General features: G+C 70.5%; 19 protein-coding genes and 1 riboswitch. Of the genes, 9 read left to right on the top strand and 10 right to left on the bottom strand.

Going from position 1 to position 16,536, the window contains the following annotated elements; all coding sequences use genetic code 11:
• Positions 1-14: 14 nt before the first annotated feature.
• Complete coding sequence (locus ACIQD6_RS27390) at positions 15-299, bottom strand: DUF397 domain-containing protein (RefSeq protein ID WP_401887109.1); 285 nt, start codon at positions 297-299, stop codon at positions 15-17.
• Between the two features lie 8 nt (positions 300-307).
• Positions 308-1,162 (bottom strand): helix-turn-helix domain-containing protein, encoded by an 855-nt coding sequence (locus ACIQD6_RS27385; protein WP_401887106.1) that lies wholly within the window; start codon positions 1,160-1,162, stop codon positions 308-310.
• Between the two features lie 255 nt (positions 1,163-1,417).
• On the opposite strand from ACIQD6_RS27385, the gene ACIQD6_RS27380 reads away from it, so the two are divergent.
• Entirely contained in the window at positions 1,418-1,855 is a 438-nt protein-coding gene (locus ACIQD6_RS27380; RefSeq protein WP_401887104.1) for an ATP-binding protein, read from the top strand.
• A 126-nt stretch (positions 1,856-1,981) separates the two neighbouring features.
• Here the strand turns inward: ACIQD6_RS27380 and ACIQD6_RS27375 are convergent, their stop codons facing one another.
• The 3 genes from ACIQD6_RS27375 to ACIQD6_RS27365 all read right to left on the bottom strand — a co-directional run bounded on the left by ACIQD6_RS27375 (position 1,982) and on the right by ACIQD6_RS27365 (position 4,033).
• Positions 1,982-2,455, bottom strand: coding sequence for a C40 family peptidase (locus ACIQD6_RS27375; RefSeq protein ID WP_401887101.1), 474 nt, complete (start codon positions 2,453-2,455; stop codon positions 1,982-1,984).
• Positions 2,456-2,468: 13 nt separating this feature from the next.
• Positions 2,469-2,580, bottom strand: a riboswitch (cyclic di-AMP (ydaO/yuaA leader).
• 421 nt (positions 2,581-3,001) lie between these two features.
• Positions 3,002-3,310 carry a hypothetical protein gene (locus ACIQD6_RS27370; RefSeq protein ID WP_401887099.1) on the bottom strand — a complete coding sequence of 103 codons (309 nt, stop codon included), beginning with the start codon at positions 3,308-3,310 and terminating at the stop codon, positions 3,002-3,004.
• A gap of 6 nt (positions 3,311-3,316) precedes the next feature.
• Positions 3,317-4,033: an ATP-dependent Clp protease proteolytic subunit gene (locus tag ACIQD6_RS27365; RefSeq protein WP_401887096.1), complete on the bottom strand. Its 717-nt coding sequence runs from the start codon at positions 4,031-4,033 to the stop codon at positions 3,317-3,319.
• A gap of 89 nt (positions 4,034-4,122) precedes the next feature.
• Between ACIQD6_RS27365 and ACIQD6_RS27360 the strand changes: the two genes are divergently transcribed.
• The 8 genes from ACIQD6_RS27360 (at position 4,123) to ACIQD6_RS27325 (ending at position 11,197) form a co-directional block, all read left to right on the top strand.
• Complete coding sequence (locus ACIQD6_RS27360; RefSeq protein ID WP_401887094.1) at positions 4,123-4,473, top strand: type II toxin-antitoxin system Phd/YefM family antitoxin; 351 nt, start codon at positions 4,123-4,125, stop codon at positions 4,471-4,473.
• 241 nt (positions 4,474-4,714) lie between these two features.
• Positions 4,715-5,017, top strand: a complete 303-nt coding sequence (locus tag ACIQD6_RS27355) for an urease subunit gamma (protein ID WP_401887091.1) — start codon at positions 4,715-4,717, stop codon at positions 5,015-5,017.
• 16 nt (positions 5,018-5,033) lie between these two features.
• A complete protein-coding gene (locus tag ACIQD6_RS27350; protein WP_401887089.1) occupies positions 5,034-5,345 on the top strand; it encodes an urease subunit beta in 312 nt (103 codons plus the stop codon).
• Positions 5,338-7,074, top strand: coding sequence for an urease subunit alpha (locus ACIQD6_RS27345; RefSeq protein WP_401887086.1), 1,737 nt, complete (start codon positions 5,338-5,340; stop codon positions 7,072-7,074). The genes ACIQD6_RS27350 and ACIQD6_RS27345 overlap by 8 nt, the downstream gene beginning before the upstream one ends.
• A gap of 40 nt (positions 7,075-7,114) precedes the next feature.
• Entirely contained in the window at positions 7,115-7,789 is a 675-nt protein-coding gene (locus ACIQD6_RS27340) for an urease accessory protein UreF (protein WP_401887084.1), read from the top strand.
• 103 nt (positions 7,790-7,892) lie between these two features.
• A complete protein-coding gene (ureG, locus tag ACIQD6_RS27335) occupies positions 7,893-8,570 on the top strand; it encodes an urease accessory protein UreG (protein ID WP_401887082.1) in 678 nt (225 codons plus the stop codon).
• A complete protein-coding gene (locus ACIQD6_RS27330; RefSeq protein ID WP_401887079.1) occupies positions 8,567-9,427 on the top strand; it encodes an urease accessory protein UreD in 861 nt (286 codons plus the stop codon). The genes ureG and ACIQD6_RS27330 overlap by 4 nt, the downstream gene beginning before the upstream one ends.
• A gap of 144 nt (positions 9,428-9,571) precedes the next feature.
• On the top strand, positions 9,572-11,197 hold the full coding sequence (locus ACIQD6_RS27325) for an alpha/beta hydrolase (protein WP_401887076.1): 1,626 nt from the start codon (positions 9,572-9,574) through the stop codon (positions 11,195-11,197).
• 83 nt (positions 11,198-11,280) lie between these two features.
• On the opposite strand, the gene ACIQD6_RS27320 is transcribed toward ACIQD6_RS27325, so the two are convergent.
• From ACIQD6_RS27320 to ACIQD6_RS27300, 5 genes are all read right to left on the bottom strand, one after another.
• Positions 11,281-12,345: an NAD-dependent epimerase/dehydratase family protein gene (locus tag ACIQD6_RS27320; RefSeq protein ID WP_401887073.1), complete on the bottom strand. Its 1,065-nt coding sequence runs from the start codon at positions 12,343-12,345 to the stop codon at positions 11,281-11,283.
• 64 nt (positions 12,346-12,409) lie between these two features.
• Complete coding sequence (locus tag ACIQD6_RS27315) at positions 12,410-13,135, bottom strand: lysophospholipid acyltransferase family protein (protein WP_401887070.1); 726 nt, start codon at positions 13,133-13,135, stop codon at positions 12,410-12,412.
• Between the two features lie 136 nt (positions 13,136-13,271).
• Positions 13,272-13,676 carry a DUF5955 family protein gene (locus ACIQD6_RS27310; RefSeq protein WP_401887067.1) on the bottom strand — a complete coding sequence of 135 codons (405 nt, stop codon included), beginning with the start codon at positions 13,674-13,676 and terminating at the stop codon, positions 13,272-13,274.
• A 3-nt stretch (positions 13,677-13,679) separates the two neighbouring features.
• Entirely contained in the window at positions 13,680-15,551 is a 1,872-nt protein-coding gene (locus ACIQD6_RS27305; protein ID WP_401887064.1) for a hypothetical protein, read from the bottom strand.
• Between the two features lie 135 nt (positions 15,552-15,686).
• Positions 15,687-16,535: a hypothetical protein gene (locus ACIQD6_RS27300; protein ID WP_401887063.1), complete on the bottom strand. Its 849-nt coding sequence runs from the start codon at positions 16,533-16,535 to the stop codon at positions 15,687-15,689.
• Between the last annotated feature and the right edge of the window lies 1 nt (position 16,536).

Raw genomic sequence — 16,536 nt, 5'->3', positions numbered from 1 at the left:
GTACGTGAACGTGCTCAGGACGCGGCAGCCTCCCCGCACAACGCGTGGACGAACGCCGTCCACGCGCCCGGGGTGAAGGACAGATGCGGCAGGTTCACATCCTTCGAGTCACGTACGGCCAGTCCGTCCGCGCGGGTGCGGGCGGACTCCACGCAGTTGTTCGCCCCGGTGCTGTAGCTGCTGCGCCGCCAGGCCGGGGCGGGGACCGGGGCGGTGGGAAGAGAGGTGGGGGGAGTGGGGGATGGGGGGAGAGTGGAGTCCGAAGTCTGGACTGGGGGCTGTGCGAGGCAAGCGGACATGATGCTCCCTACGCGCCGTCACCGATCCCGGCGATGAGATCCAATGAATCCTTGGGTGAGAGGGCGTGCGCCTGCATGATGCGGAACGCGGCGCAGTACGCCTCAAGGTCTTCTTTCCGCTCAAGATAGAGGCTATTCGTGAGGTGGTCGAGAACGACCAAATCCAGATCAGTAATGTGCGGAAAAGAGAAGATAACGAAAGGTCCAGTGAGCCCGATATAGCCACCGGCGCTGAACGGGAGTACCTGGAGGCGCACATGAGGCAGACCGGCCAGCAGCGATAAGGTCCGTAATTGATCTCGCATCACTTCCGGCCCGCCCACCTCTCTCCGCAGCACGGCCTCGTCGAGCACGGCGTGCAGCTCCAACGGCTGCGCGGCGCGCAGCACTTCCTGGCGGGCGAGGCGCACATCGACCAGGGAGTCGACCGTCGCGGCGGGCAGTCCCTCCAGCGCGGCCCGCGTCACGGCGCGGGCGTACGAGGGCGTCTGGAGCAGCCCAGGGACCACCGAGGTCTCCAGTGTCCGCGCCGTACGGGCCTGGGACTCCAGGCTGATGAAGTCCCGGTACTGGGGCGGGATCACGCCGCCGTACGCCATCCACCACCCGGGCCCGCCGCTCGATGCGCCCGCCAACGCGCCCAGCAAAGCGCGCAGTTGGGGATCGGAGATGCCCAGAGCATCCAGGAGCGCGGCCAGATCGTCGTCCTTCACCCCGCTGACGCCCGTCTCGATCCGGCTGACTTTCGACTGATGCCAGCCGAGCAGCCGCGCCGTGTCCCCGCTCGTGAGGCCCGCGCTCTGTCGCAGCTTGCGCAATTCGTCCCCGAGCCTGCGCCGACGCACCTCTGGAATATGCCGCATGAATTAACCCTTCTCCGCGCTCTCCCGGCCGACGCCATCCGGCGCCGCGCGGAGAAGGTATCTTTCCGGGGCCCAAATACGGTCTCGCGTAGTACGGTTCACCGCTTTGAGCGACAGATATATGCATATCGCGGTGGATCAGCCCGGAGAACGGCACCATGAGTGGCACGCTGGCGCGGAGCACGGTCCGAGGCCGTCCGCGCAGGCATCCGCTCTGTGCCGGGTCCGGTCCGGCGGGAAAGGGACGGCATCGCCATGGCAGACCATCAGGAAGCATCCATCACACTGCCGAGCGATCCCGCGTCGGTGCCGGCGGCCCGAAGATACGTCGCGGACCTGCTGACGGCATGGGGTCTGCCCGGTGAGGCCGAGACCGCCGACACGGTCCGGCTGATCGTCTCGGAACTGGCCACCAACGCGGTGCAGCACACCCTCGGCCAGTCGCCCACCTTCACGGTCGACGTCTGGCTGGAGGAGCGTGACGGGGAGTTGCGGCTGGGGGTCACCGACAGCCACCCGCGCTGGCCGCAGCGGCTGCCGGCGGCCGTACAGCAGGACAACGGCCGCGGCATGGTGATCATCCGCTCGCTGGCGGCCGAGTGCGGCGGCCGGGTCTCCGTCACCCCGACGCCGGAGGGCGGCAAGACCGTCTGGATCGCGTTGCCCTGGACGGCGGCCCCCGTCCAGAGCTGACACACGGTCCGGACAGGGGGCGGGCGCGATCGGACGCTGCCGGAGCGCTCCCGGTCCAGGTCCGTGGACCGGGGCCGCCCCTGTTCACCGCGCCGTACATCCGGTGCGCCGGCTCACCTCACCGGCTCACTTCACCCGCCCGTACCAGACACTCCTGGACCAGATCCTCTCCAGCCGCACCTTGGACCCGGATTTCGGCGAGTGCCAGATCTTGCCCCTGCCCGCGTAGATCCCCACGTGGTAGATGCTGTTCCCGTAGTGGAAGAACACCAGGTCCCCCTTGCGCCGATGGGAGCGCGAGATGTGGCGGGTCTTGTTGTACTGCTGCTGCGCCGTGCGCGGGAGTTTCTTGCCCACCCGCTTGAACGAGTAGAGCGTCAGCCCTGAACAGTCGAAGCGGGACGGCCCGGTGGCGCCCCACCGGTACGGGGAGCCCTGCTTCGAGGCGGCGACCTTCATGGCTTTGACCGCGTGCGTGGCGGCATAGGCGTCGGGTGTCGCGCCGGGCGCGAGCATCGTGCCGCCGACAGCGGCGAGTGTGAGGACCGATACGGCTCCGGTCCGGGACAGCAAAGACGGGACATGTGCCTGCGCAGTCATGCGCAACCCTTCGTCAGCCGCCTGTGAAAGATGACCTGTCGGGTTCGGACTGGCGAAGATGCCCGGCCGCGTGAGCGGCTTCACCCCGAGGGACGGCCCGGACCGCGGGTCATCCCGTACTGATTGGGTCCTCCACTCCTGCCGATCCACTCCTGTCGACCAGTCATCCGGAACGGCGGCAGGACTCGGCGTCCGCCCGGACCGCCCCGCCGCGGTGGCGGGGGCTTGTCGTGCAGGGATCTTGACCTGGCCGTGGCGGATATCCGGGCCGAAACGACGATATGTGAAGTTCATCACGTCTGATCCGTATGGGTGGCGACTCGGTGTGTCGGGCCCGGACGCGGAGCCTTGATGAGGGCCGTAGCTGCGGGGGAATGGGGGGCGCGTTACGGATCTCGCCGCATTGCGCAACTCACTTCCTCGGACTCGTCCATGCAGTTCATACGCTGAACGAGCGAGCCGTTCCCGTATGGGCGCGTCCATACGGGAGGGCCGGACGGTCGTCGGGCGGTCGTCGGGTGGCCGTCCGGGGTGCCAGGGGTGTGCTCAGGCCGGGCGTTCGGGAGGCAGCGTGACCCGTCCCGCCCGTCGCTCACCGTCGAGCACCCGCAGCGCGCGGGCCAGGGTCGCGGCGTGCAGCTCGGTCTCGCCGCGGGTGTGCATGGCCGTCAGGGCGTCCCGCAGGGCGGCGGCTCGGGCGGGGAGTGCCTGTGCGGCGCGGAGGGCGCCGTAGGTGTCCGAGCCCCGGGCCGGGTTGATCCGCCCGAGCAGATCGACGAGCTGGAGGTAGCTGTCGACCATGTCGCCCTCGGCGCGGGTCAGGGCGGGCAGCGGCGGCAGTTCAGGAGGCAGCACCGGTGGTCACCGTCCGCCGGAGGAGCCGGAGGAGCCGGAGGAGCCGGAGGGGGCTGTGGGGTCTGCGGGGTCGGAGGGGTCTGTGGGGCCCGTGGATCCGGGGAGGTCGAGAGAGGTCCTGCGGTTCTCGATCACGTGGTCGATCAGGCCGTAGGCCTTGGCGTCGGCAGCCGTGAAGATCTTGTCGCGTTCGATGTCCTCGGCGATCCGTTCCGCGCTCTGGCCGGTGTGACGTACGAGCAGGGACTCCAGCAGCGCGCGCAGCCGCAGCATCTCGTCCGCGTGGATCGCCAGGTCGGACGGCTGCCCTTGGACGGGGTCCTCGATGACGGGCTGCCGGACGAGGATCCGGGCGCCGGGCAGGGCCATCCGTTTGCCGGGGGCGCCGGCGGCCAGCAGCACGGCCGCGGTGGAGGCGGCCTGGCCGAGGCACGTCGTCTGCACGTCGCAGGTGACGATCCGCATCGTGTCGTAGATCGCGGACATCGCGCTGACCGAGCCGCCCGGCGAGTTGATGTAGAGGCAGATGTCCTGGTCGGGCGCGGCGTATTCGAGGTGGATGAACTGCGCGATCACATCGTTGGCCGCAGTGTCGTCCACGGCGGTGCCGAGGAAGATGATCCGCTCCTCGAGGAGCTTGGAGTACGGGTCGAGGGTGCGGGTTCCGTTGGCCGTCCGCTCGGTGAACTCGGGCAGGACATAGCGGGCCGAAGGGTGGTTCATGGCGTACCTCTCCTCAGCCTCGGGCGCGGGTCCGCGCCCGAGGCTCTGTAAAAAATGTACAGGACGTACAGGCCGTTAGGATGGGGACTATGGCCTACGAGATTCCGGTGACGCAAGCCCGGGCAGAACTCGCCGAACTGATCAACCGCGTCGTCTACGGCGGCGAGCGCGTCGTCGTGACCCGGCACGGCAAGCCGTTGGTCGCGCTGGTCTCCGCCGCTGACCTGGAGCGACTTGAGAGCGAGCGGCAGGAAGAAGCCGAGGAGCAGGTGATCGGTTCGGTCTCGGAGATCCGGCCCGCGCCGTCCGCTCCCGGCGAACGGCGGCGGTTCGGCATCGCCGCCGAGCACAGCCCCGAGCATCGCCCTGAGTACGGCTCGGAGTACGGCTCGGAACGCCGTCCGGAGCCGGGCGGCCGGCCGCCGGGGCCTGGGCGGTGACGCCCTGAACGAGTCGGAGGCGGCCCCACCTGTGCGCGCGGCCGCCGAGTCCGCGCGCCTTCGGTATCCCGTATACGGACCCGTCCGAGCTATGCGTTTGTTAACGCGCCGGAAAAACTTCCGCCATAACGTGCGATGTCTGGCTGTGAGGATCCCGATCACAGTTCAACGAAGTGTTGAGATCGGCTAGGGTCCCGCTGCGATCGGCCGTTACCCGGGCCGGAGACGACGAGGTGGAAGCGTGCAACTGACTCCGCACGAGCAGGAACGTTTGCTCATTCATGTGGCCGCCGACGTGGCGGCCAGGCGCAGGACGCGTGGGTTGCGGCTCAACCACCCGGAGGCGGTCGCCCTGATCACCTCGCACATCCTCGAAGGTGCCAGGGACGGCCGTACCGTCGCCGAACTCATGGCGTCGGGCCGGACGGTCCTCGGCCGGGACGACGTCATGGAGGGCATCCCCGAGATGATCCATGACGTGCAGGTGGAGGCGACCTTCCCGGACGGCACCAAGCTCGTCACCGTCCATGACCCGATCGTCTGACGGGGGAGTGCTGACCATGATTCCCGGAGAGATCCTCTATGCCGACGAGCCCGTGGTCCTGAACGAGGGCCGTGAGGTCACCCGGCTCACCGTGCTCAATGTCGCCGACCGGCCCGTGCAGGTCGGCTCCCACTACCACTTCGCCGAGGCCAACCCGGGCCTGGAGTTCGACCGTGCCGCCGCCCGTGGCAAGCGGCTGCACGTCGCCGCCGGTACGGCCGTGCGCTTCGAACCCGGAATCCCCGTGGACATCGCACTCGTTCCGCTCGCCGGTCTGCGCGTCGTGCCGGGCCTGCGCGGAGAGACCGGAGGTTCCCTCGATGGCTGAGCTCTCCCGCGCCGGACTCTCGCGCGCCGAGTACGCCGATCTCTTCGGTCCCACCACCGGTGACCGGATCCGCCTCGCCGACACGGACCTCCTGGTCGAGATCGAGGAGGACCGCTCGGGCGGTCCCGGACGGGCCGGGGACGAGGCGGTGTTCGGCGGCGGCAAGGTGATCCGCGAGTCGATGGGCCAGTCCCGTACGACCCGGGCCGAAGGGGCGCCCGACACCGTGATCACCGGCGCCCTGATCATCGACCACTGGGGCATTGTCAAGGCCGACATCGGTATCCGGGACGGCCGGATCACCGGAATCGGCAAGGCCGGCAACCCGGACACCATGGACGGTGTCCACCCCGACCTGGTCATCGGGCCCGAGACCGAAGTCGTCGCGGGCAACGGGAAGATCGTCACGGCCGGGGCGATCGACGCGCACGTCCACTTCATCTCGCCGACCATCGTCGACCAGGCGCTGTCGTCCGGAGTCACCACTCTCGTGGGCGGCGGCACCGGACCGGCGGAGGGGACGAAGGCCACCACCATCACCCCCGGCCCCTGGCATCTGGCCCGGATGTTCGAGGCGTTGGAGACCTTCCCCGTCAACATCGGACTGCTCGGCAAGGGCAACACGATGTCGCGCGACGCGATGCACTCCCAACTGCGCGCGGGAGCGCTCGGGTTCAAGATTCACGAGGACTGGGGCGCCACCCCCGCCGTCATCGACGCCTGCCTGAGTGTCTGCGAGGAGACCGGCGCCCAACTCGCCATCCATACGGACACCTTGAACGAGGCGGGCTTCGTCGGGGACACCCTCGCGGCGATCGCCGGACGGACCATTCACGCGTACCACACAGAGGGCGCGGGCGGCGGGCACGCCCCGGACATCATCAGCGTGGTCTCGGAGCCGTACGTCCTGCCCAGCTCCACCAATCCGACCCGGCCGCACACCGTCAACACCATCGAGGAACACCTCGACATGCTGATGGTCTGCCACCACCTCAACCCGGCCGTGCCGGAGGACCTCGCCTTCGCGGAGTCCCGGATCCGGCCCTCGACCATCGCGGCCGAGGACATCCTGCACGACCTCGGAGCCATCTCGATCATCTCCTCCGACGCCCAGGCCATGGGGCGCGTCGGCGAGGTGATCATGCGGACCTGGCAGACCGCGCACGTGATGAAGAAGCGCCGGGGCGCCCTGCCGGGCGACGGTCGCGCCGACAACCACCGCGCCCGGCGCTATGTCGCCAAATACACCATCAACCCGGCGGTGGCCCAGGGCCTCGACCAGGAGATCGGCTCGGTCGAGACCGGGAAGCTCGCTGATCTGGTGCTCTGGGATCCGGCCTTCTTCGGTGTGAAGCCGCGGCTCGTCATCAAGGGCGGGCAGATCGCGTACGCGCAGATGGGCGACGCCAACGCCTCCATCCCGACGCCCCAACCGGTGCTGCCCCGGCCCATGTTCGGTGCGCTCGGCCGGGCAGCGGCGGCGGGCTCGTTCAACTTCGTCGCGGCTGCGGCGATCGAGGACGGGCTGCCCGAACGCCTGGAGCTGGCGAAGGAGTTCGTGCCCATTCGCGACACCCGGCGGATCACCAAGGCCGATATGCGGGAGAACGACGCGCTGCCGCGCGTCGAGGTCGACGCCGACACCTTCACGGTGACGATCGACGGCGATCCGGTCGATCCCGCGCCCGCCGCCGAACTCCCCATGGCCCAGCGCTACTTCCTCTTCTGATGGGCGGCCTTCCGGTGAACGACCTTCCGACGGTCCTCCGATGAGCAGGGCGGCGCTGCTCGTCCTCGCCGACGGCCGGTTCCCCGCCGGTGGCCACGCCCACTCGGGCGGCGCCGAACCGGCCGTCAAGGCGGGGCGGATCCGCGACGCCCGCGACCTGGCCGCCTTCTGCCGGGGCAGACTGCACACCACCGGGCTCACCGCGGCGGCGCTCGCCGCCGCGGCAGCCCGGGGCCTGGACCCGCTGGAACTGGACGCGGCGGCCGACGCCCGTACCCCCTCGCCCGCGCTCCGCGCGACCGCCCGGAAACTCGGCCGGCAACTGATGCGCGCGGCCCGCACCACCTGGCCGGGACCCGAACTGGACGCGCTCGCCGCCGCCCGGCCGCGGGGCGCGCACCAGCCGGTCGTGCTCGGCCTCACCGCACGTTCCGCCGGACTCACCCCCGAGGACGCCGCGCACTGTGCGGCGTACGAGACGGTCGGCGGACCCGCCACCGCGGCCGTACGGCTCCTCAGCCTCGACCCTTTCGAGGCCACCGCCGTCCTCGCCCGTCTCGCGCCCGAACTCGACCGGATCGCCGAGCAGGCCGCCGAACGGGCCGCGCGGGCGGAGCGCGAAGGGACCGACGCACTGCCGGCCGCCTCCGGGCCGCTGCTCGACATCACCGCCGAGGCGCATGCGGCCTGGCCGGTACGGCTGTTCGCCTCGTAGCGCCCAGCCCTTCGGCCGCCCTCGCCGCCCCCCCTTCTTCGTACCGCCCCCTCCTTCGTACCGCCTCCTCCTTCGTATCGCCCCCCCCTACAGGAGCCGCACCATGCATCTCGACCACAGCCACGACGGCCCGGCCGCCGTCAGCGCCGACGCCGTACGCCCCGACGGCAGGCGGCGCGCCCTGCGTATCGGCCTGGGCGGGCCCGTCGGTTCGGGCAAGACCGCGACGGTCGCCGCGCTCTGCCGCGCACTGCGCGACCGGCTGTCCCTCGCCGTCGTCACCAACGACATCTATACGCGCGAGGACGCCGAGTTCCTGCTCCGTAACGCCGTTCTGCCGCCCGAGCGGATCCAGGCCGTCGAGACCGGGGCCTGCCCGCACACCGCCATCCGTGACGACATCTCCGCCAACCTCGAAGCCGTCGAGGATCTGGAGGACGCCGTCGGACCGCTCGATCTGATCCTGGTCGAGTCCGGCGGGGACAATCTCACCGCGACCTTCTCCAAGGGGCTGGTGGACGCCCAGATCTTCGTCATCGATGTGGCGGGCGGCGACGACATCCCGCGCAAGGGCGGACCCGGAGTCACCACCGCCGACCTGCTCGTGATCAACAAGACGGACCTCGCGCCGTACGTCGGTTCCGACCTCGGCAGGATGGCACGCGACGCCAAGGAGCAGCGTGGTGAACTGCCCGTCGCCTTCACGTCGTTGAGGGCGGAGGACGGTGCGGGGCCGGTCACGGACTGGGTGCTCGGGCGGCTCGCCGCCTGGACCGCATGAGCGTCCAGGCCACCGCCCGTATCGTCGCCACGCGTGACGGGCTGCCCGTACTGACCGGCGAAGGGCCGCTCGCGGTACGCCGCACCCGCGCGCGAGGTCCGGGCAGCCGGGTCACCGTCGTCGGCGCGATGAGCGCACCGCTCGGTGGCGACCGGCTGGCGATCGAGGCGGACGTACGGGACGGAGCCCGGCTGACCGTGGACGCGGCGGCGGCGACCGTGGCCCTGCCCGGACGGGCGGCCGGCGAGCGGGTACAGGGCGGGGCGGTCCAGAGCGGGTCCGTCCACAGCAGCGCGGGGAGGCCCGCGAGTGGCGCCGAGCCCGCCCGTTACGACGTGCGGCTGACCGTGGGGGAGCACGCCCGGCTGAACTGGCTGCCCGAACAGCTCATCTCCGCGTACGGCAGCGACCTGCGGATGCGGACCCGCGTCGAAGTCGCCGCCACCGGGCGGCTCGTGCTGCGCGAGGAACAGATCCTCGGCCGCCACGGCGAAGAACCGGGCACCCTCTTCAGCCGGCTCACCGTCCACCGCGCCGGACGCCCCCTCTTCGACCAGGAACTCGCGTACGGCCCCGGAGCCCCCGGCGGCTGGGACGGCGGAGCGGTCCTCGGCGGGCACCGAGCAGTCGGTCAACTCCTGGTGACAGGGCCCGAGTTCGAGGAGAAACCGGCGCGGACGCGGCTGCTGGGGGACACCGCCGTCCTCACACCGCTCGCCGGTCCCGGTTTTCTGGTCACCGCGCTCGCACCGGACGCGCTCCGGCTGCGCCGCGTACTGGACGAAGTGCTGGACGAGGCACTCGACGAGGCACTGGACGACTTCGACGACGTGCTCGACGAAGGGGCGTACCGCTGAGCGGGACCGCGCGTACCGGTTATTGGTTGGGTAAAGAAATACCCATCTGCCCTGGTCGTAGGAACCTCACAGGCGAAAGGATCCCGGGGAGGCCACTCGAACAGCGCTGCCGAGGGCGGTGCTGCACACAGGGGGAGGTTCCACTTGAGACGCACCACAGTGCTCGGCTCGGCCGGCACGCTGCTCGCAGGCACACTCATAGCGGGCGCGACGGCCGCTCCGGCGGCGGTCGCCGAGGGCCGTCAGCACGGTGTTTCCGCCTCGTCCGGTTCCGGGGCGCACGGGTCGGCGGCGTACGATCCGGCGGCGGCGTACGGCGCCGGGGTCGCCGCCGAGCGGGCCGCGAAGAAGGGCATCGACTGGCAGGACTGCCCGGCCGACTGGGCGCTGGAGAAGCCCATCCAGTGCGGTTGGGTGAGCGTTCCGCTCGACTACACGAAGCCGAACGGACGGCAGATCAAGATCGCCGTCGACCGCATCGGCAGCACCGGCACCACGAAGGAACGCCAGGGCTCCCTGATCTACAACCCGGGCGGCCCCGGCGGCTCCGGCATGGCGTTCCCGCGCCGGGTCGTCACCAAGAACGCGATCTGGGCCGACGCCTCGAAGGCGTACGACTTCGTGGGCTTCGACCCGCGCGGCGTCGGCCACTCGTCGCCCATCTCCTGCATCGATTCGCAGGAGTTCGTCAAGGCGCCCAAGCTCGACCCGGTCCCCGGCAGCGAGGCCGACAAGCGCGCCCAGCGCAAGCTCGCGGCCGAGTACGCGGACGGCTGCAAGGAGCGCAGCGGCTGGATGCTGCCGCAGATGACGACGCCCAACACCGCACGCGACCTGGACGTCATCCGGGCCGGGCTCGGCGAGAAGAAACTCAACTACCTGGGTGTCTCCTACGGCACCTACCTCGGCGCCGTCTACGGCACGCTCTTCCCCTCGCATGTGCGGCGCATGGTCGTGGACAGTGTGGTCAACCCGGCGAAGGAGAAGATCTGGTACCAGGCCAACCTGGATCAGGACGTCGCCTTCGAGACCCGGTTCCAGGATTGGATGGAGTGGGTCGCCAAGAACGACGCCACCTTCCACATCGGCACCACCGCAGCCAAGGTCGAGCAGCGTTGGGACACACTCCGCGCGAGCGCCAAGAAGAGCCCGATCGGCGGTGTCGTCGGCCCTGCCGAGCTGCTCGGCCTGTTCCAGAGCGCGCCCTACTACGACTCCAGCTGGGTGCCGGTCGCCACGGTGTGGAGCAAGTACCTCGCCGGTGACACCCAGGCGCTGGTCGACGCGGCGGCTCCCGACATGTCCGACACCAAGGGCAACGCCTCCGCCGAGAACGGCAACGCGGTCTACACCGCCGTCGAGTGCACCGACGCCAAGTGGCCGACCAGCTGGAAGAAGTGGGACCGGGACAACACCCGGCTCCACCAAGATCATCCATTCCTGACCTGGTCCAACGCCTGGATGAACTTGCCCTGCGCCACCTGGGGCGCCAAGCAGCGGACCCCGGTGGAGGTCAGGACCGGCCACGGGCTGCCGCCGGTCCTGATCGCCCAGTCCACGCGCGACGCCGCCACGCCGTACGCGGGCGCCGTCGAACTGCACAAGCGCTTCAAGGGCTCGCGCCTGATCACCGAGCGGGACGCCGGTTCGCACGGCATCACCAACCTGGTGAACCCGTGCGTCAACGACCGGGTGAAGTCCTACCTGTTGACGGGAGCGCTGGACAGCCGCGATGTGACGTGCGCCCCGCACGCCACGCCCAAGCCGTAGGGCGAGGAGCGGCGGTACGAGTGAGGGAGGAGGGTGACGGGCCTGATGTGCCGTCACCCTCCTTTGTCCGTACGGGACGTCCCTCAGACCTCCGGGACAGCTCCCCGGTCGTACCGCTTCAGCCAGGCGTCCTCAGCCGCATAGCCGAAGAGACTGTCCCGTCCGTAGCTCCTGACCAGTTGGGGGAAGGCGTCCTCCCAGTCCCGGCCGCTCAGCCGCTCGGTGAGCCAGTCGACGGTCTCCGGCAGCGATTCGGCGTAGCCGGTGACGGGCCGGTAGCCCAACTCCCGCTCCGCGGCCGTCATGTCCTGCGCGACGGGATGCTCCATGCACCAGGGATGGTCGCCGATTCCGCCCTCCGGCGGTGGTCCGTCCACCAGTACGGTCTCGGTCTCGCGACCCATCACCGCGTCGATCGCCTCACCGATCTCCGCGGCCGTCGGCGCCTGCGGATCCCCGGCGTTGAGTACCCGCGATCCGGGCCGCAGCGCCGCCAGCCTGATCAGCTCGGCGATGTTGGAGACATGGACAGGGTGGAACCGGCTCCGGCCGCCGTACGCCAGCACCCGTCGTCGGCGGCCGTCCAGCAGCCGCTTGACGAAGTACAGCTCGCGCGGTGTGCGGCAGTGTGTGCCGTGGATGGCGCCCGCCCGCAGCAGTGTCACCGGCAGTGTGTCTCCCGCCGCGAGCAGATCCCGCTCCAGCAGTGCCTTGGCCGTGGCGTACGTCGCGTCGCCGGGAGCCACCGTGGGCTGGGTCTCCGGGATCGGCACGGGATAGCGCGGTGAGCCGTCCGGCTCGTCCTGCGTCTCGAAGCCGCGGCCCCGGCCGTCCTCGTACACCGCGACGCTGGAGATGACGACGGCGGAACCGATCCGGTCCGCGAGTCCCGTCAACTGCCCGGCGTGCTTCGCCCCGTACGCCACCAGGTCCACCAGCAGATCGCAGTCGTCGCCCACGACCTCGGCCAGCGCGCGGTCGTCCTCCCGGTCCAGCCGGACCGTCCGTACCCCCTCGGGCGGGCGCTCGTCCCCTCCGCCACCGCGCGAGGCCGCGCGCACTTCCCAGCCGTCCTCGGCGAGCGCCCGCACCGCAGCCCGCCCGGTCTGTCCGGTCGCCCCGATCACCACCGCTTGTCCCCTGGTCATACGAGAAAAGCTAGAGGTACGGGCCGGGCGCGCCCAGCGCCTTTCGCCGCCGGCTGATTCGCTCTCAGCGGTGCAGTCTCGGGAACTTCTTCGACTGCTCCGCCTTGGCCAGCTCCGCCTGCTCGGCCTTCACCTCGGCCGCGTAGCGGTCCACGTACTCCTGCCCGGACAGCCCGAGGATCGCGTACATGATCTCGTCGGTGACCGCGCGGACGGCCGCCTTCTCGTTCTCCAGGCCCGCGTAGCGCGAGAAGTCCAGCGGCTCACCGAAGCGGATCGTGACCCGCCTGATGCTCGGAATGGTCTGCCCCGGCGGCTGGATCTCGAAGGTCCCGACCATGGCGCACGGCACCACCGGCACCTGTGCCTTGATCGCCATCACCGCGACCCCGACCTTCCCCTTGTAGAGGCGCCCGTCGTGCGAGCGGGTGCCCTCCGGATAGATCCCCAGCAGTTCGTCCTTGGCCAGGACGCCCATGCCTTCCCGGATCGCGGCCTTCCCGGCTTCCTTCCCCGACCGGTCGACCGGGATCTGCCCGGCGCTGCGGAAGAAGAAGGCGGTCAGCCGTCCCTTGAGACCCGGGCCGGTGAAGTACTCGGCCTTCGCGAGGAACGTGATGCGCCGCTTGAGGATCGCCGGCATCAGGAAGTGATCGGAGAACGACAGATGATTGCCTGCTACGATCGCCCCGCCCTCGTCCGGGATGTGTTCGAGGCCCTCGATCCGGGGCCGGAACAGCAGCCGCAGTAGGGGCCCCAGTAGTACGTATTTGAGGACGTAATAGAACACGGCGGGTGCTCCTCACTGGCCCGATGGGCCCCAGGGCTGCGTTGTCCCAGGTCAACGGGCATGTCGGCGGGTGCAAGTGTATGTGCAGGTGTCGTCCCTTGTAACCGTGTCCAGGCGGGTCGACGCCGACCTCCTCTCAGAACCAGGGAGCCGCCGCGTCGCGCAGCGCCGTGACGGCCTCGGTCAGTGACGCGGCCGAGGCCAGGGCCCCGGTGATCGTGAAGATGGCGCGCTGGACCCGGCCCCGGACCGGTTCTTCGGTCGAGGGCAGCGCCTCGTCCACCTCGTCCAGCGCGGAGACGGCGGCGTCCGCCGCGGCGGGGGACAGCTCGGTGGCGCCGATGTCCCGCAGCTGCCGGCGCAGTTCCTCGACCGCTTCGCGCAGCCGGATCACCTCGGGTGACTCGGCGGGGCCGCGCGTGTCGCCCGCGTGGTGGACGTACGTGGCGCTGCTGCCGTCGCCCGTCTGGGCGTTCCCGTTGAATGTGCTGCCGCCGCTGATGTGGATGCCGCGTCCGTTGCCGGCCGGTGAGTGGGTCATCGCTCAACTCCCTGGTGTGGAGCCGCCGTCGGACCTCGGGCCGACGTGTGGCTGCGGTGTGGTGATCGTCTGGTGGCTCGCCCGCGCGTGGTCACCTGTCTGGATGTTCCCGTGCACTGTTCCGTCGACCCGTACCGAGTGATCGAAGACGATGGTGGCGCGGGCGTCGTACTCGCCGGTGCTGTATCCCGCGTCGCGCAGGGCGGCGCGTACCGCGGTGACGGTCCTGGTCTGGATGCTCTTCAGGAAGCGCTGGACGTCCATCTCCTGGAAGAGCTGCTGGAAGTGGGGTTCGGCCGCCAGCTCCCGTACCGAGTACCTCGGCCCGTGGTCGACGACCCGGTCGGTCGCGCACATGCGTCGGTACCAGGCCTCGGAGCGCGCGGCGGCGGCCGATGTGCGGGAGGGGGCGAAGAGATCGCCGGGGGCGTCGGACACCAGGGCGAAAACCGAGGCGAACGACTCCCGCAGCAGGTCCAGCCAGTCCGCCGGGTCGGAGGGCGGCAGCACGTCGTCGATCGCGTGGTAGGCGCGGGCGATCGGTGGCAGCAGGAACGCGCGGGACTCCAGGAACAGCAGACCGCCCTGCATCTGCACCCGGCTGAAGACGGTGAGGACCACCTCGTCGCCCCAACTGCCCACCCGGACCGTCAGATAGTGCCGCAGCCGTTCCTCGGCGAAGAGGTCGAGGCTGTCGGGCCACCAGGTCGCCGGGACATCGGCGCCCGGCGGCGTACGGAGCTGGACGGCCGCTGCGGCGCGGGCCGCGGGTGCCATCAGGTGGAAGGCGGAATCGGGGCCGGTACCGCTCCAGTCCTGTACGGGGCCGAGCCGTTTGCCGCTCTTCATGACGTAGTCGTCCACCCGGATTCCGTGCATCCGGTCGCCCGGATAGGCGCTGCCCTCGCCGAGTCGCGCCAGTTCGCTCCGTATCCGCGCGTGTACGTCGGGCACGGTGAAGGCGTCCCGGTGGGCGGCCGCCGCATCGGTCGTCTTGCTGGTCGGATCAGGGACCAGTTCGATGGCGAACGACCAGTGGTCCAGCTCGATTCCGGCGCCCACGAACGGTGCGTAGTCGCTGTACACGACATCCGGGTCGGCCTGCCGGCGCCGCACCTGGTCGATCCGTTGTGCGATGGCTCCTGTGCCGTCGGGATGGTCGGGGGCCTGACCGGTCGCGAAGAGATGCTTGAGACGGGTCGTACGGTACTGGTGCACGGCGGCCACGGCCCCCCAGCCGATGAAGACCACCAGCATGACCATGAGGTGCCTGCCCAGGCCGGTCGAGTCGGCCGCACCGTCGCCGCTCTCGCCGAGCGTCGTGATCAGCAGGACCGGGAGCAGGGCCAGGGCGCGCAGCGGCACCCAGGCGAGCCACAGGACGACGAGTACCAGGAGCAGCGCGCCGGCCCCTCGCCCCTGCCGGGCCGTGCCGGAGTCGCCCCGGACGAGACGTGCCAGCGTACGGCCCACATACATCGCCAGCCGGGCCAACAGGACCAGCGTCGGCGGAATGAGCGCTCCCGCCACGCTGAACGGCATCATGAGCAGGGGGATGCCGAGCAGGAGTCCCGCCCGGACCGCGGCCCAACGCCGGGCGACGTAGCACTCCTTGAGGACGGCGGCGAGGTCGACCCCGTACGACGGCGGCGGGATGCGGTGCGGATTCTCGGCCAGCTCCGCGAGTACGGCGTCCCGGAAGGCCCGGTCGATGTGCGCGGCTCCGCGCAGATAGGCGGTGGCGTCCCCGGGCCGGTTCCCGGCCTGGGACCGGACGAGGTGCCACAGCGCGCTGCCGGGCTGGGGTGGCGGTACGGGGGACGGGTGGTCCGGTACGGGGGCCGGGCCTGGCCCGGCGGTGTTCGGATCAGACATGCGGGATGCGGTCCTTCCGTCAGGACGGACAGGGGAGAGCTACGAGGCAGGACGCGGTGCCGGAGGCGGGACGGCGGGACGCGGTGCCGGAAGCAGGACGGCGGGACGCCGGGACGCGGTGCCCGGGCGACGCCGTCAGATCCTGGTCCTGTCGCGCTCCGGGAGTCCGTACCGGGAAGCGATCGGTGACCAGGCCGAGAGGAACTCCTCCTTGGCGGCGGTGGCGAGATCACTGCTTTCGACGCCACGTCGGTACGAGTCGGTGCGGGGCACATCGCCGGGTGCGCAACCGTCGGCGTCGTCGGCCCAGCCGGCGAACGCCCGGTCCGCGTCGGCCGAATGCCGCCAGGCCGCCCGCAGACTGTCGGCGGCGAGCGGGCCGGAATCGACCTGGTCGAGGGACAGTTCGCCGAGGCGGGTGACCAGATCCTCGCGCCGGACAGCGGCGGCGTTCAGCGCCTCGCCCGCCTCCGTGACGGACGCGGGCGAGTCACACGCCTCCACGGCGCTCACCGCGGCGAGGACCTTCTCGCGGTCGGCCCTGCTTCTCTCCAGCAGCGCGTCCACCGCCCTGGCCTGGTCCTCGGCGGTGGCGGGTGTCTCCTGCGACGAGGGTGACCGCGTTTCGGCGGAAGCCGAGGCCGAGGGGGGCCGCGCCCCGGTCCGCGGCTCCGACCACGAGGAGGCGGAGCCGACGGGATGGTCGGCCTGAGCGGGGGCGGAACGTACGTAGTGGGACACGATCAGGATGACGGCGGCGACCGCCAGCCCACCGGCGAGTGCGAAGAGGATGAACTTTCCCGGCACGGGCCGCGGCTGCGGCACCGGCCGTGGGTCGTTGTCCGACCGGTCACCGCCCTGTGGCGTCCGGTGACCGCCCGGTGGCGGGTCGGGTGGCGGAGAGCTGTCGGCCATCCGTACCCAGCCGCCCGCACCGCCGCGGGCCCGTTCGTCCCAGCGCATCGGTTCATGACTCTCGCCCATG

Origin of the sequence: Streptomyces sp. NPDC088400, assembly GCF_044753355.1 — a bacterium.
Taxonomy (GTDB): domain Bacteria; phylum Actinomycetota; class Actinomycetes; order Streptomycetales; family Streptomycetaceae; genus Streptomyces.
Note: the sequence above shows the minus strand (reverse complement) of the source record. Positions and strands in the feature narration are given on the sequence as shown.

What these genes read in the sequence shown, in the direction of transcription:
- ACIQD6_RS27320 (WP_401887073.1), bottom strand. Translation starts at nt 12,345, where the DNA reads ATGACCAGGGGACAAGCGGTGGTGATCGGGGCGACCGGACAGACCGGG.
- ACIQD6_RS27360 (WP_401887094.1), top strand. Translation starts at nt 4,123, where the DNA reads ATGGCCTACGAGATTCCGGTGACGCAAGCCCGGGCAGAACTCGCCGAA.
- ACIQD6_RS27380 (WP_401887104.1), top strand. Translation starts at nt 1,418, where the DNA reads ATGGCAGACCATCAGGAAGCATCCATCACACTGCCGAGCGATCCCGCG.
- ACIQD6_RS27375 (WP_401887101.1), bottom strand. Translation starts at nt 2,455, where the DNA reads ATGACTGCGCAGGCACATGTCCCGTCTTTGCTGTCCCGGACCGGAGCC.
- ACIQD6_RS27330 (WP_401887079.1), top strand. Translation starts at nt 8,567, where the DNA reads ATGAGCGTCCAGGCCACCGCCCGTATCGTCGCCACGCGTGACGGGCTG.
- ACIQD6_RS27305 (WP_401887064.1), bottom strand. Translation starts at nt 15,551, where the DNA reads ATGTCTGATCCGAACACCGCCGGGCCAGGCCCGGCCCCCGTACCGGAC.
- ACIQD6_RS27350 (WP_401887089.1), top strand. Translation starts at nt 5,034, where the DNA reads ATGATTCCCGGAGAGATCCTCTATGCCGACGAGCCCGTGGTCCTGAAC.
- ureG (WP_401887082.1), top strand. Translation starts at nt 7,893, where the DNA reads ATGCATCTCGACCACAGCCACGACGGCCCGGCCGCCGTCAGCGCCGAC.
- ACIQD6_RS27345 (WP_401887086.1), top strand. Translation starts at nt 5,338, where the DNA reads ATGGCTGAGCTCTCCCGCGCCGGACTCTCGCGCGCCGAGTACGCCGAT.
- ACIQD6_RS27340 (WP_401887084.1), top strand. Translation starts at nt 7,115, where the DNA reads ATGAGCAGGGCGGCGCTGCTCGTCCTCGCCGACGGCCGGTTCCCCGCC.
- ACIQD6_RS27300 (WP_401887063.1), bottom strand. Translation starts at nt 16,535, where the DNA reads ATGGGCGAGAGTCATGAACCGATGCGCTGGGACGAACGGGCCCGCGGC.
- ACIQD6_RS27390 (WP_401887109.1), bottom strand. Translation starts at nt 299, where the DNA reads ATGTCCGCTTGCCTCGCACAGCCCCCAGTCCAGACTTCGGACTCCACT.
- ACIQD6_RS27365 (WP_401887096.1), bottom strand. Translation starts at nt 4,033, where the DNA reads ATGAACCACCCTTCGGCCCGCTATGTCCTGCCCGAGTTCACCGAGCGG.
- ACIQD6_RS27310 (WP_401887067.1), bottom strand. Translation starts at nt 13,676, where the DNA reads ATGACCCACTCACCGGCCGGCAACGGACGCGGCATCCACATCAGCGGC.
- ACIQD6_RS27385 (WP_401887106.1), bottom strand. Translation starts at nt 1,162, where the DNA reads ATGCGGCATATTCCAGAGGTGCGTCGGCGCAGGCTCGGGGACGAATTG.